Origin of the sequence: Roseobacter sp. HKCCA0882 (assembly GCF_037805225.1) — a bacterium.
GTDB lineage: Bacteria > Pseudomonadota > Alphaproteobacteria > Rhodobacterales > Rhodobacteraceae > M30B80.
This window is the reverse complement of record NZ_JBBLYI010000001.1, coordinates 134,989-147,625: the sequence shown is the minus strand read 5'-3', so window position 1 is coordinate 147,625 and position 12,637 is coordinate 134,989. Positions and strand designations below refer to the sequence as shown.

The following is a 12,637-nucleotide window of genomic DNA, read 5'->3' as shown; positions in this document are numbered from 1 at the left end:
GCGCTGAATTCGACCTTTTTTCTCAACCCCAAACTATGAATGGGACACGCGCATCATGGCCTTCAAAACCGACATCGAAATCGCACGCGCCGCAAACAAACAGCCAATCAAAGACATCGGCGAAAAGCTGGATATCCCATATGAGGCGCTGCTGCCCTATGGGCACGACAAGGCAAAAGTGTCTCAGGATTTCATCAACAGTCTTGAGGGCCGCGACAATGGCAAGCTGATCCTTGTGACTGCGATCAACCCCACCCCTGCGGGCGAAGGCAAAACCACCACCACAGTGGGGCTTGGGGATGGTCTTTGTGCGATTGGCAAAAAGGCCGCGATTTGTATCCGCGAAGCCTCGCTTGGGCCAAACTTCGGCATGAAGGGCGGCGCGGCTGGCGGCGGCTTGGCGCAAGTTGTCCCAATGGAAGAAATGAACCTGCATTTTACAGGCGATTTTCATGCGATTACGGCAGCGCATAACCTGCTCTCTGCGATGATCGACAACCATATCTACTGGGGCAACGAGCTGCAGATTGACGAGCGCCGCGTGGTCTGGCGCCGTGCTCTCGATATGAACGACCGCGCCTTGCGCGATGTTGTGACCTCGCTTGGCGGTGTGTCCAACGGCTTCCCACGGCAGACAGGGTTTGACATCACAGTGGCCTCCGAAGTGATGGCCATCTTGTGCTTGGCAGATGATTTGGCGGATTTGCAGCGCCGTTTGGGGGATATGATCGTGGCCTATCGCCGTGACCGCAGCCCGATTTACGCACGCGACATCAAAGCCGATGGCGCAATGACTGTTCTGCTCAAAGATGCCATGCAGCCAAACCTCGTGCAGACCCTCGAGAACAACCCCGCTTTTGTGCATGGTGGCCCCTTTGCCAATATCGCGCATGGCTGTAACTCGGTCATTGCCACCAAAACCGCGCTGAAATTGGCGGATTATGTGGTCACCGAAGCGGGCTTTGGTGCGGATCTCGGCGCTGAAAAATTCATGAATATCAAATGCCGCAAAGCAGGGCTTTCGCCCGATTGCGTGGTCTTGGTTGCCACTGTGCGGGCAATGAAAATGAATGGTGGCGTTGCTAAGGCTGACTTGGGCGCAGAAAATGTTGAAGCGGTCAAAAAAGGCTGCCCAAACCTTGGTCGCCACATTGAGAACCTCAAAGGTTTTGGTGTTCCTGTGGTTGTCGCAATCAACCATTTCTACAGCGACACAGATGCCGAAGTCGCCGCCGTTCAGGACTATGTGAAATCACTGGGATCTGAGGCCATCTTGTGCCGCCACTGGGCAGAAGGATCAAAGGGGATCACCGACCTTGCGACCCGCGTGGCGCAATTGGCGGATAGCGGTTCTGCTGCCTTCCAAACGCTCTATGCCGATGACATGCCACTGTTCCAAAAAATCGAAACAGTGGCCAAGCGGATTTATCGCGCGGACGAGGTGTTAGCGGATCAAAAAATCCGTGATCAGCTCAAAGCATGGGAGGATGCAGGCTATCAAAACCTGCCCGTCTGTATGGCAAAAACACAATATAGCTTTACCACAGATCCAAACCGCCGCGGCGCACCAACAGGCCATTCCTTGCCCGTGCGCGAAGTGCGTCTTTCGGCAGGTGCAGGGTTTATCGTTGTGATCTGCGGCGAGATCATGACCATGCCTGGCCTGCCGCGCGTCCCCAGTGCGGAGAATATCCGCCTGAATGACGCAGGCGAGGTTGAGGGGCTGTTCTAAGCGCCTTTTTCAATAACGCGATCCCCGCCCGTTGCAGCAGTAACGCGGTGGGGATATGTGGCTTGCCAATAGACCGAAAAACGACCCCGAATAAGGAATGACGCCATGACCGCCCATATCATTGACGGCAAAGCTTTCTCAGCCAAAGTTCAGCAAATGGTGACTGACCATGTGACCGCAATGAAAGCAGATCATGGCATCACCCCAGGCCTTGCTGTGGTGTTGGTCGGCGAAGATCCTGCAAGCGAGGTTTATGTGCGCTCAAAAGGCAAGCGCACAGTTGAGGCGGGGATGAATTCCTATGAACACCGCCTCGATGCCACAACCTCGCAGGCGGAACTGCTGGCCTTGATTGATCAATTAAACGCGGATCAATCGGTGCATGGTATTTTGGTGCAATTGCCCCTGCCTGACCACATTGACAGCGCGCTTGTGATCAATGCGATTGACCCTGCGAAGGATGTGGATGGGTTCCATATCTCGAATGTGGGTCTGCTTGGAACGGGGCAGAAGTCCATGGTGCCCTGCACGCCATTGGGCTGCTTGATGATGTTGCGCGATCATCACGGCAGCCTTTCTGGCCTCAACGCTGTGGTTGTTGGGCGCTCGAATATTGTGGGCAAACCTATGGCGCAACTTTTGCTTGGCGACAGCTGCACTGTCACCATCGCCCATTCCCGCAGCAAGGATTTGGCCGCAATTTGCCGTGGCGCAGATATTCTGGTGGCCGCTGTCGGCCGCCCTGAGATGATCACGGGTGACTTCGTCAAAGAGGGGGCCACGGTGATTGATGTGGGCATCAACCGCATCGCCACCCCTGAGGGCAAAACCCGCCTTGTCGGCGATTGTCATTATGACAGCTGCGCGGCCAAAGCGGGCGCGATCACCCCTGTTCCTGGCGGTGTCGGGCCCATGACCATTGCCTGCCTTTTGGCCAATACGCTCACCGCCTGCGCGCGCAGCCATGGCTTGCCCGAGCCCGAAGGGCTTACCGCTTAAGCGGGATCATGACAGGCGGCTGTCCCAAAACGATGGCCGCCGCATCTGCCCCCAACAGCCCCGCAAAGGCGGGATCATCGGCCCAAAGACCGCCTGTATAAGCCCCAAATGCGGGCAAGATCAGGCGCTGTGCATCCATCAAAAACGCAGCGCGCGACAGGCTACGCCCACGCAAAGCCACGCGCATTTTTGAATGATAATGACCTGAAATCTCAAACTGCCCTTCGGGTAAATCAGCCCGCGCGATATGGCGCAGGATAAAGGGCGGCGTTTCAAATTCATCCAGATGTTCGCCCGAAAGATTTACAGGGCCTGCATCATGATTGCCCAAAATCCAAACCCATTTGCGCCCTGCTTGAATTGGCCCTAAACGCCGCGACAAATAGGGAGAGAGGTTCCGCGCGGCCTCTAGGTCGTCAAAACTATCCCCCAGACAGATCACCACAGCGGGATCATAGGTGGCAATCTCTTCCGTCAATCGCGCAAGGGTTTCGGGGGTGTCATAGGGCGGCAATAACCCTGCACCACGCCGCGCCATCCGTTCAGATTTTCCCAGATGAAGGTCGGACACAATGAGAACATCCGCCTTTGGCCAATAAAGCGCGCCTTGCGGCGTAGCCAAAAGGCGTTCCATGCCAAACTGAAATTCAAGATGGGCTTGCATCGCCTATAGATGCGCCAAGCCAAAGACAGGGGCAAGCCCCCTCACCTGTGACCAAGCGCGGCTTGGGGCAGGAATTTTGCGGCTTCTTCCTCCAACAGACGTTGATCGGCAGAACCATGGACAGGGATGCGCCCCGCCTCAAGCAACAAGGGCGCTGCAAATGGGCTGACGCGGGGCAGCGCGATATGATCAATACGCCCGCCTACGCGGGCCAACATTTCATCAATGCGACCGAAATCGACCAACCCCCGCAATGCATCACGGCGCGTCATCTCAAGTAAGATATGGTCTCTGTCATATTTGCGCAGCGTGTCATAAAGGATATCTGACGAAAACACAGCCTGCCGCCCTGTTTTCTTGGTGCCATTCACGCTGCGCTCGATCAGCCCAGAGATCAACGCAACCGCCTTGAAACTGCGCTTCATGACGGCGTTTTCTGACAGCCACCCTTCAAAGGCCGCACGCAATAAATCAGGCGCAAAGAGCGGCCTTGGATCAGCTATGGGATCAAGCCCCCAAATCAGCGTGGCATAATCATTGGCCACAAAGCCCATCGGGGCGAGACCCAGTTGATCCATGCGATGGGTCAGAACAAGGCCAAGGGTCTGCTGTGCATTGCGCCCCGCAAAACCATGCACACAAAGATGCGCGCGGCCCTCATGGGGGTAGGTTTCCACCAGCAATCGGTCACGCTGCGGCAAGCGGGACAGCCGCGTCTGATGATCCAGCCAGTCGGCAATATGGGCGGGGAAACCCGACCAATCGCCACTTTCCAATCGCGCCAAAATGCGATCAGAAAGTTGCAGAGAGGTTGCGAATTTCGTGCCCATGAATGTCGCAATTTTCGGCCGCTTTTGGGGGCTTGGGCTGACCTCAACCACCAATTCGCGCATGCCCTCATAGCGCACGATCTGCCCCCCGATGAGGAAACTGTCACCTTGGCGCAATTGCGCGGCAAAGTTTTCTTCAACCTCGCCCAAAGGTGCCCCGCCGCGCCGTTTGGCCATGCGCACTTTCAACCTGTCGGTTTCGATAATCGTGCCAATATTTTGGCGGATGCGCGCCGCACTGCGTGGATCTCGTAAAGCTAGCGTCCCATCGGGCCGCGTGACCAGTCTTTGCCAGCGATCATAAGCGCGCAGCGCGTAGCCACCTGTCGCGCAAAACTCCAAGGCGCGGTCGAACTCGGCACGGGTCACGCCCACATAGGGCGCGGCTGAGGTGATCTCGGCATAAAGATCATCGGGTGCAATCGGCCCTGCACAGGCACAGATCAAGATATGCTGGCACAGAACGTCCAGCCCGCCCTGACGGATGGGGTCATCTTCAAGCCCGCCATCGCGCACCGCCTCAAGCGCCGCTTGGCATTCGAGATATTCAAAGCGGTTGGCGGGCAAAATACGCGCCTTAGATGCAAGATCAAAGTGGTGCCCCGCGCGCCCGATGCGTTGCACAAGGCGCTTAACCTCTTTGGGTGCACCAATTTGGATCACCAGATCAACATCGCCCCAGTCGATCCCTAGATCGAGACTGCCTGTGCAGACAATTGCGCGCAGGCTGCCCTCACTCATCGCGGCCTCGACCTTAGCGCGGGCCTCGCGCGACAACGCGCCGTGATGGATGCCAATCGGCAGGGTGTCCTCATTGGCCTGCCACAATTCGTGGAAAAACAGTTCGGCATTGGCGCGGGTGTTGTGAAAGATCAGCGTGGCGCGATGGCGTTTAATCTGGTCATAGACCGCCTGCACGCCATATCGCCCGCCGCCCCCCGCCCATGGGGGCGGGATATCCGCCTCAAGAATGGCGATATCGGGCGCGGGGCCTTGCGGCGCGGTGATGATCTCAGCCCCGCTGTCCGGCGCCAAATAGGCCGCGATTTGAGAGGGGTCTTTTACTGTGGCGGACAAACCCACACGGGTCATCTGGGGGGACAACCGCGCAAGCCGCACGAGACACAACATCAGTTGATCGCCCCGTTTGCTGTCAATCAGCGCATGAATTTCATCTAGAATAACCCGCTTCACCGAGGCAAAAATTTTATCCGCGTCAGGATAGGACAATAACAGCGCAAGCGATTCAGGCGTGGTCAGCAAAATCTGAGGCGGGTCAGCGCGTTGACGCCGCCGCATATGGGCCGATGTATCACCCGTTCGATCCTCAATACGAATATCAAGGCCCATCTCGGCAACAGGGATCTGAAGATTGCGCCTAATATCTGCCGCAAGCGCCTTGAGCGGCGAGATGTAGAGCGTGTGCAGCCCTTGTTTGGGTGCATGGATCAAATCCACAAGCGAAGGGAGAAAGCCCGACAGGGTTTTGCCCGCACCCGTGGGGGCGATCAAAACCTGCGCAGGTGATGTCGCGCGCAGCATCGCGCGCTGATGCGGGTGCATCTGCCATCCGCGCGTAGCGAACCAATTGTCAATTTGGGCAGGCAATGCGTCCATACCCCGATCATAGGGCGACCCGCCTGCCCGTCCAATCAAAGATCAGATTTGCGCCGCGCCTAAGCCAAGATAAAGGATCAATGTGCCCGCTAAGGCCACGCCCATAGGAAACAATTTTCCGGCCTCCCAACTGGCCCATGTTGCGGTAGCCTTGCGGATCAAGGTGATTTTGCCCGCGATACGATGCACCAACCACGACGCCAACAAAACGCCTGCAAAAAGAACCAAAAGCTGCCCATCCCCTTTGCCGAGACCCGTGCCTATGTGCCAAAAGTGGCTGGGGCGTGGCAGGTGGCGCGGCTGTTATGCATCACGCCACCTGAATTGATTTCGGATGGCTGCGTTTTTGCAACCATGCAGCCCTAAGGGTCAGACAATATGCGCCTCTGTTGCCGCGCGCAGTTCAGCTTCGGTGACACCATCGGCCAGTTGCACGATCTTGAGGCCGCCTTCGACCACATCCAGAACGCCCAAATTGGTGATGATACGATGCACAACGCCCGTTCCTGTCAGCGGCAAGGTGCAAGATTTCAAAACCTTGCTTTCCCCATGCTTGTTGGTGTGATCCATCACAACCACAACACGGCGCACGCCTGCGACCAAGTCCATCGCGCCGCCCATACCTTTGACCAATTTGCCAGGGATCATCCAATTGGCAAGATCGCCCGTCTCAGACACTTCCATCGCGCCCAAAATTGCCATCGCAATCTTGCCGCCACGGATCATCGCAAATGATGTTGCGCTGTCAAAATAGGCGGTATGGGGCAATTCAGTGATCGTCTGCTTACCCGCATTGATCAGGTCTGGATCTTCCTCGCCCTCATAGGGGAAAGGCCCCATGCCCAGCATTCCGTTTTCGGATTGCAAGGTCACGGTCATGCCTTCTGGAATATAATTTGACACGAGGGTTGGAATCCCGATGCCAAGGTTCACATACATCCCGTCTTCAAGTTCTTGTGCCGCGCGGGCGGCCATTTGATTGCGATCCCATGGCATGGATTAGGCCTCCTCACGCTGGCGCACAGTGCGCTGTTCAATTCGTTTCTCATGCTGCCCCTTGATCAAGCGATGCACGAAAATTCCAGGCAAATGGATATGATCAGGGTCTAGGCTGCCCGCGGGCACGATTTCTTCGACCTCCATGATGCAAACCTTGCCACAGGTCGCAGCAGGCACATTGAAGTTCCGCGCGGTCTTACGGAAAATCGCATTGCCCGTTTCATCAGCCTTCCACGCTTTGACGATAGAGATGTCCGCGAAAATCCCTTCCTCAAGGATATAGGTTTCGCCGTTAAAATCTTTGTGGTCTTTGCCTTCCGCAATCACTGTGCCCACACCTGTCTTGGTGTAGAACCCCGGAATGCCTGCCCCCCCTGCGCGCATCCGCTCGGCCAAAGTGCCTTGGGGGTTGAATTCCAGTTCCAATTCACCCGCCAGATATTGGCGCATGAATTCTGCGTTCTCGCCCACATAAGAAGACATCATCTTTTTGATCTGGCGTGTGGCCAGAAGTTTGCCCAAACCAAAATCATCAACGCCCGCGTTGTTGGAGGCCACGGTCAAATCTTTAACACCGCTGTCCACGATGCCATCAATCAGCAATTCAGGAATCCCGCAGAGGCCAAAGCCGCCTGCCGCGATCAGCATTCCATCCTGCAAAAGGCCATCCAAAGCCTCAGCAGCAGAGCCATAGATTTTCTTCATCGGGTCTCACCCTTTTTCCAAAAAGATTTGTGGCAAATTGACCCGCAACCTGCGCGGTGTCAACGTGCTGCAATGCAGCAAATATCAGTTTGCGGGTCTGTTAGCGCATATCAGAAAGGCTTGCTTCCATCTCGGCGATCCATTCGCTCACAAATGCATCAAACCGCACATCGGGTTGCTGTGCGGTGATCCGTTCTGACAAAGGATCAGGGGCGGTGATGCGACTGCCGCTCATAACCTCCAGAACCGCATGGGCGCAGAACGGCACGTGCAATTCGGAATAACCGCCTTCATGCACCATCACGAGGCGACCCTCGCACAGCGCGTCAGCCGCGTCCCGCACCTGTTCTGCCATCGCACGGAACGTGTGGCTGCCTGCCATCATTCGCCCCAAAGGATCAACACCTGACGCGTCAAACCCACAAGCGATGATAATCACATCAGGCGCAAAGCGTTCCAATTCGGGGATCACCAAACGCTCCATCGCCTCAAGATAGGCATTATGCCCGCCCCCGGGGGGCAGCGGGATATTGAGGTTAAACCCTGCCCCAGCACCCGATCCACGATCCTCAAACGCACCGCTATCGCGGGGATAATTGCGATCTTGGTGAACGGAGATGGTCAGAACATCATCACGATCATAGAAAATCGCCTCAGTTCCGTTGCCGTGATGCACATCCCAGTCAATCACGGCAAATTTCGTGGCCAGCCCTTCGGCCCGCGCGGCCTCAATCGCGATGGCGATATTGGCAAGGAGGCAAAACCCATTGGGAAAATCAGGCAAACAGTGATGCCCTGGCGGACGAGACAGCGCATAGGCATTCTCCAAATCCCCCTCAAGCACTGCAAACAGGGCTGATTTGGCCAAACCGGCAGACAGGGCTGCAATCTCGAACCCATCGGGGCCGAAAGGTGTGCGCAACCCCAACTCGCCCCCACCCTGTGCTGAAATATCATGAAACTGGCGCAAATAGGTTTCGGGATGAATGCGCAAAATATCTTCTTCGGTTGCAGGATCCGCATGGCGGGGCGCAAGTTCAGACCACAGTCCCGTGATCTCAAGTAGGTTTTTCAAGCGCCGCTTCGTTTCAGGATTTTCGGGCAGGCCGCCTGCGGCAAGAGGTTGAACCAATCCGCCCACAGGGGCGAGAAAGGCATAATTGCCACCCGAATGCCAAAAGCAGCGCTCATCCCAGAAAAACCCTGTTGCCATGATCAAACCTTTCCTCATCACCAAATCCACCGCGTGCATCTTGCACCCTAAGAGACAGAGTGCAAGTTTGCTGCTCATTGGCTTTTGAGAGGCACCCCTTGCGCAAATCCCTACCCGACCTCAGCGCCTATGCGCAGACCGGTATACGGCTAAATTTACGCGTCACCCCAAAGGCCGCGCAGAACCGTATCGTGGTCGAAGAAGACCTGTTTCGGGTCTATGTGACCCAAGCACCCGATAGCGGCAAAGCAAATCGTGCGGTTCTCAAACTCTTGGCTCAGGCAATCGGGATCGCGCCCTCATGCCTGACGCTGATACGCGGCGAGACGGATCGGAACAAAGTGGTTGGGGTGAATATGGGCTAAACCCTGCGGCTTTGCCAAACCGTATAAAGGCCCGAGGCAACAATAATCAAACTGCCAATCAAGGTCAGGGCATCGGGACGTTCGCCAAACACGGCCACGGCCAAGATCATAGCGAAAACCAAACGGGTATACCGAAATGGGGCAATAACGGCAATTTGCCCTGTTCGCATGGCCATAGTCAGGCACATATAGGCGGCAACGCCAAATAAGATGGCAGGCCCTGTCAGAACCATGCCGCCCGCGCCTAGTGGGGCCGCGCCGCCCTGATAACCCCAAACGATACCGCCTGCGATGCTCAGCATGATAAACCCGTAAACGCCAAGCTGCGCCGTTGTCATGCTCTTTGGTGCGGCGCGTGTCGCCAGATCACGGCCAGCAAAGCCGATCATGCCCAAGACCGCGAAGAGGGACAGCGGTTCAAAGGCGTCCAGCCCAGGCCGTAGGATTAATAGCACCCCAACAAACCCTGCGCCAATCGCCGCCCATTGCCGCCAGCCCACGGTTTCGCGAAAGACCATCACCGCCCCCGCCGCCACCACCAAAGGTGTGGCTTGCAAAATCGCACTGGCCGAGGACAGGGGCGTTAAGGCAATCGCGACCGTGTAACATACCCGACCCGTTATTTCGAACAAGGCACGCCACGCCATGGCGCGACCAAAGGCCTGAGGGTGCAAGATCACCTCGCCCCGAAAGCGCGCCGTGGCCACAAAGGCCAACAGCCCACCAAGCCCAAAGGTCACCATAACTTGGCCCAAGGGGATATGCGCCGCTGCCGCCTTGATAAAGACATCCTCGAGGGTAAAGGCAAGCATTGCCAAAACCATGAACAAACTGCCGCGCAAATCGGCCGCGTGATGGGATGTATCAGGGGTCATTGGGGGGTCTTAGCGGGTCGGGCGATCAATCCGATACACCCCTTCTGGCAAGTTCAGCGCTGCCGCCAACTCCCGCAACTGCGCCATAGAGATTGAGATTTTCTGAATGCTATCACTGCGCGGGTCATATTGTTCAACCTGAACGACCTCTTCAAAAGCCGTCAGCACGACATCCTCTTGGAGTGGGCTTTCCCCCTCATCCATCAAGGTTACAACCGTGGCGTCAAAATCATGCTCAATGCTAAACATAAAATCACGCTAGGGGGGAATTTCCCTCTTGGCAATCATGTGATCCTCTCGTGATGAGAATTCGATTGAGATATCTCAAAATGGGCTGCTAAATAGGGTTAGCCTCAACACAAAGGTATTTGGTTCTGATGCGTGCAATTGTGATTTTGCCGATGCTTGCATTCCTTGCCGCGTGTCAGGTGGCAAGCCCGCCACCAAGCGGCGCACCTACAAGCACGGCCAGCAGCGATAATCTGCCCAAACTAGCCCCAGATGTGGCAATGAATAATTTCCGCACAGTGGTCGCCAAGGTCGAACCCATTGCCGAAGATATTTGCCGCCAAGAAACACCAGATCAAAACTGTAATTTCACCATTGCGATTGAGCGTGACAGAAATGCAGGCATCAACGCGTTTCAAACCTTGGACAATGCGGGCAACCCATATCTGGTCTTTACGATTGGCCTTATTGAAGATGCGCGCAATATTGACGAATTGGCCTTTGTGATGGGTCATGAGGCTGCGCATCACATCGCCCGCCATATTCCCCGCCAACGGGCCTCTGCCCAAGGGGGGGCGTTAATTTTCGGCGTGCTTGCAGGGATTGCGGGTGGCGATGCCTCTATGGTGCAAAACGCGGCGGATATTGGCGCCACAGTGGGCGCGCGCCGTTTTAGCCAAGATCACGAATTGCAAGCCGATGCTTTGGGCACTGTCATCGCCTATCGCGCGGGGTTTGATCCGGAGCTTGGCGCACAATATTTTACCCGCCTGCCTGATCCGGGCGAAACCTTTCTTGGAACGCACCCGCCCAATGCGAACCGCATTCAAATCGTGCGGGATACGATGGCAAGCTTGCGCTAAGGGTGGGGATCAGGCGATCTGACCCCAAAGATCATATTCACTGGCCTCATCAACTGTCACAGTCACGATGTCGCCCGCTTTGAGATCTTGGAACCCTTCATCGATAAAGAGATTGCCGTCAATCTCTGGCGCGTCTGATTTGGTGCGGCAGGTGGCCCCTTCATCGTCCACTTCATCCACGATCACCTCAAGACGCGTGCCAATTTTAGCGGCCAATTTCGCCTCGGAAATGCTCTGCGCCTTTTCCATAAAGCGCGCAAAACGCTCGTCCTTGACCTCTTGCGGCACATGGTCTGGCAAATCATTTGACCGCGCACCCGCAACATTTTCGTATGTGAAACAGCCGACCCGATCGAGCTGCGCCTCATCCAACCAATCAAGCAGGATCTGGAATTCGGCCTCTGTTTCGCCCGGATACCCCACGATAAAGGTTGAGCGCAGGGTGATCTCAGGGCAGTCCGCACGCCAAGCTGCGATTTCGTCTAAGGTTTTACTCGATGCCGCAGGGCGGGCCATACGTTGCAACGTATCGCGATGGGCATGTTGGAATGGGATATCCAGATAAGGCAGAACCAACCCTTCGGCCATCAAAGGGATCAACTCCCGCACATGCGGATAGGGGTAGACGTAATGCAACCGCACCCACGCGCCCAGTTGGCCCAAATCGCGCGCCAAAGGAAGAATTGGGAATTTCTCATCCCGACCAGCCCAATCCGTGCCATAGGCCGAGGTGTCCTGACTGATGACCAGAAGTTCCTTCACCCCTGCCTCAACCAGTTTTTCTGCCTCACGCAACACGGCCTTTGCGGGACGGCTTTGCAGGCGGCCCCGCATATCGGGGATGATGCAAAACTTGCACTTGTGATTGCAGCCCTCGGAAATCTTGAGATAGCTATAATGACGGGGCGTTAAGCTTACGCCTGAACTTGGCAAAAGATCAACAAACGGATCAGGCGCGGGTGGCACGGCGGCATGCACCGCATCCAAGACCTGCTCATATTGGTGCGGGCCCGTTACGGCCAGAACACGCGGATGCGCGCCTGTGATATAGTCAGGCTCGGCCCCCAAACAGCCCGTCACGATCACGCGGCCATTTTCGCGCAGCGCCTCGCCAATCGCGTCCAAACTTTCGGCCTTGGCGCTGTCGAGAAAGCCGCAGGTGTTCACAATTACCGCATCTGCACCGCCATAATCGGCGCAGATCCCATAGCCTTCGGCGCGCAGTCGGGTCAGGATCCGCTCACTATCCACAAGCGCCTTGGGGCAGCCAAGCGAGACCATCCCGATTTTGGGCTGACCCTCGCGGATCGTCTTCTCAATGCGCGCACGGGCAAGATCTGGGCGAAGATTTGGTGGGTTCTGTGTCATATCCCGCGCTATAGCGTGGCTTTTGGCCATCGTGAAGCAAGAAAGCACGCAGGCACCATCGGCGCGGGGCCACATCCAGCCTAATCTTGTTCTGCCGTGACCTCGCGCAACCTTGAACATAAAGGCACCGCCAAGGCTTTACGGCCCCGAACCATAGCCGCTAAACACAAAGGTGCTTG

General features: G+C 56.2%; 13 protein-coding genes and 1 pseudogene. 5 read left to right on the top strand and 9 right to left on the bottom strand.

Going from position 1 to position 12,637, the window contains the following annotated elements; genetic code table 11:
* Positions 1-55 precede the first annotated feature (55 nt).
* Positions 56-1,732: a formate--tetrahydrofolate ligase gene (locus AAC622_RS00820; protein ID WP_340259874.1), complete on the top strand. Its 1,677-nt coding sequence runs from the start codon at positions 56-58 to the stop codon at positions 1,730-1,732.
* 105 nt (positions 1,733-1,837) lie between these two features.
* Positions 1,838-2,731, top strand: a complete 894-nt coding sequence (folD, locus tag AAC622_RS00815; RefSeq protein WP_340259873.1) for a bifunctional methylenetetrahydrofolate dehydrogenase/methenyltetrahydrofolate cyclohydrolase FolD — start codon at positions 1,838-1,840, stop codon at positions 2,729-2,731.
* Here folD and pdeM read toward each other — a convergent pair.
* From pdeM to AAC622_RS00800, 3 genes are read right to left on the bottom strand one after another with little or no spacing between them, the layout of a single operon-like run.
* Entirely contained in the window at positions 2,721-3,395 is a 675-nt protein-coding gene (gene pdeM / locus AAC622_RS00810; RefSeq protein ID WP_340259872.1) for a ligase-associated DNA damage response endonuclease PdeM, read from the bottom strand. The genes folD and pdeM overlap by 11 nt on opposite strands.
* A 41-nt stretch (positions 3,396-3,436) precedes the next feature.
* Positions 3,437-5,842: a ligase-associated DNA damage response DEXH box helicase gene (locus AAC622_RS00805; protein ID WP_340259871.1), complete on the bottom strand. Its 2,406-nt coding sequence runs from the start codon at positions 5,840-5,842 to the stop codon at positions 3,437-3,439.
* Between the two features lie 42 nt (positions 5,843-5,884).
* A complete protein-coding gene (locus AAC622_RS00800) occupies positions 5,885-6,070 on the bottom strand; it encodes a hypothetical protein (RefSeq protein WP_340254316.1) in 186 nt (61 codons plus the stop codon).
* A 12-nt stretch (positions 6,071-6,082) separates the two neighbouring features.
* Between AAC622_RS00800 and AAC622_RS00795 the strand changes: the two are divergent.
* Positions 6,083-6,208: pseudogene (locus AAC622_RS00795) on the top strand (lytic transglycosylase domain-containing protein); the annotation flags it as partial.
* 3 nt (positions 6,209-6,211) lie between these two features.
* Here AAC622_RS00795 and AAC622_RS00790 read toward each other — a convergent pair.
* From AAC622_RS00790 to AAC622_RS00780, 3 genes are all read right to left on the bottom strand, one after another.
* Entirely contained in the window at positions 6,212-6,838 is a 627-nt protein-coding gene (locus AAC622_RS00790) for a CoA transferase subunit B (protein ID WP_317655652.1), read from the bottom strand.
* A 3-nt stretch (positions 6,839-6,841) separates the two neighbouring features.
* Positions 6,842-7,546, bottom strand: a complete 705-nt coding sequence (locus AAC622_RS00785; protein ID WP_317655654.1) for a CoA transferase subunit A — start codon at positions 7,544-7,546, stop codon at positions 6,842-6,844.
* A 100-nt stretch (positions 7,547-7,646) separates the two neighbouring features.
* Complete coding sequence (locus AAC622_RS00780) at positions 7,647-8,759, bottom strand: class II histone deacetylase (protein ID WP_340261365.1); 1,113 nt, start codon at positions 8,757-8,759, stop codon at positions 7,647-7,649.
* A 98-nt stretch (positions 8,760-8,857) separates the two neighbouring features.
* On the opposite strand from AAC622_RS00780, the gene AAC622_RS00775 reads away from it, so the two are divergent.
* Positions 8,858-9,124 carry a DUF167 domain-containing protein gene (locus tag AAC622_RS00775; protein WP_340259870.1) on the top strand — a complete coding sequence of 89 codons (267 nt, stop codon included), beginning with the start codon at positions 8,858-8,860 and terminating at the stop codon, positions 9,122-9,124.
* On the opposite strand, the gene AAC622_RS00770 is transcribed toward AAC622_RS00775, so the two are convergent.
* Positions 9,121-9,999: a DMT family transporter gene (locus AAC622_RS00770; RefSeq protein WP_340259869.1), complete on the bottom strand. Its 879-nt coding sequence runs from the start codon at positions 9,997-9,999 to the stop codon at positions 9,121-9,123. The genes AAC622_RS00775 and AAC622_RS00770 overlap by 4 nt on opposite strands.
* A gap of 9 nt (positions 10,000-10,008) precedes the next feature.
* Positions 10,009-10,248 carry a hypothetical protein gene (locus AAC622_RS00765; RefSeq protein WP_317655657.1) on the bottom strand — a complete coding sequence of 80 codons (240 nt, stop codon included), beginning with the start codon at positions 10,246-10,248 and terminating at the stop codon, positions 10,009-10,011.
* A gap of 128 nt (positions 10,249-10,376) precedes the next feature.
* Between AAC622_RS00765 and AAC622_RS00760 the strand changes: the two genes are divergently transcribed.
* Positions 10,377-11,090 (top strand): M57 family metalloprotease, encoded by a 714-nt coding sequence (locus AAC622_RS00760; RefSeq protein WP_340259868.1) that lies wholly within the window; start codon positions 10,377-10,379, stop codon positions 11,088-11,090.
* 9 nt (positions 11,091-11,099) lie between these two features.
* On the opposite strand, the gene rimO is transcribed toward AAC622_RS00760, so the two are convergent.
* Positions 11,100-12,458 (bottom strand): 30S ribosomal protein S12 methylthiotransferase RimO, encoded by a 1,359-nt coding sequence (rimO, locus tag AAC622_RS00755; protein ID WP_340259867.1) that lies wholly within the window; start codon positions 12,456-12,458, stop codon positions 11,100-11,102.
* Between the last annotated feature and the right edge of the window lie 179 nt (positions 12,459-12,637).

Bases quoted from the DNA above. Each gene is read 5' to 3' on its own strand.
- AAC622_RS00780 (WP_340261365.1), bottom strand. From the start codon at position 8,759: ATGGCAACAGGGTTTTTCTGGGATGAGCGCTGCTTTTGGCATTCGGGT.
- rimO (WP_340259867.1), bottom strand. From the start codon at position 12,458: ATGACACAGAACCCACCAAATCTTCGCCCAGATCTTGCCCGTGCGCGC.
- AAC622_RS00760 (WP_340259868.1), top strand. From the start codon at position 10,377: ATGCGTGCAATTGTGATTTTGCCGATGCTTGCATTCCTTGCCGCGTGT.
- AAC622_RS00785 (WP_317655654.1), bottom strand. From the start codon at position 7,546: ATGAAGAAAATCTATGGCTCTGCTGCTGAGGCTTTGGATGGCCTTTTG.
- pdeM (WP_340259872.1), bottom strand. From the start codon at position 3,395: ATGCAAGCCCATCTTGAATTTCAGTTTGGCATGGAACGCCTTTTGGCT.
- AAC622_RS00805 (WP_340259871.1), bottom strand. From the start codon at position 5,842: ATGGACGCATTGCCTGCCCAAATTGACAATTGGTTCGCTACGCGCGGA.
- AAC622_RS00820 (WP_340259874.1), top strand. From the start codon at position 56: ATGGCCTTCAAAACCGACATCGAAATCGCACGCGCCGCAAACAAACAG.
- AAC622_RS00770 (WP_340259869.1), bottom strand. From the start codon at position 9,999: ATGACCCCTGATACATCCCATCACGCGGCCGATTTGCGCGGCAGTTTG.
- AAC622_RS00765 (WP_317655657.1), bottom strand. From the start codon at position 10,248: ATGTTTAGCATTGAGCATGATTTTGACGCCACGGTTGTAACCTTGATG.
- AAC622_RS00790 (WP_317655652.1), bottom strand. From the start codon at position 6,838: ATGCCATGGGATCGCAATCAAATGGCCGCCCGCGCGGCACAAGAACTT.
- folD (WP_340259873.1), top strand. From the start codon at position 1,838: ATGACCGCCCATATCATTGACGGCAAAGCTTTCTCAGCCAAAGTTCAG.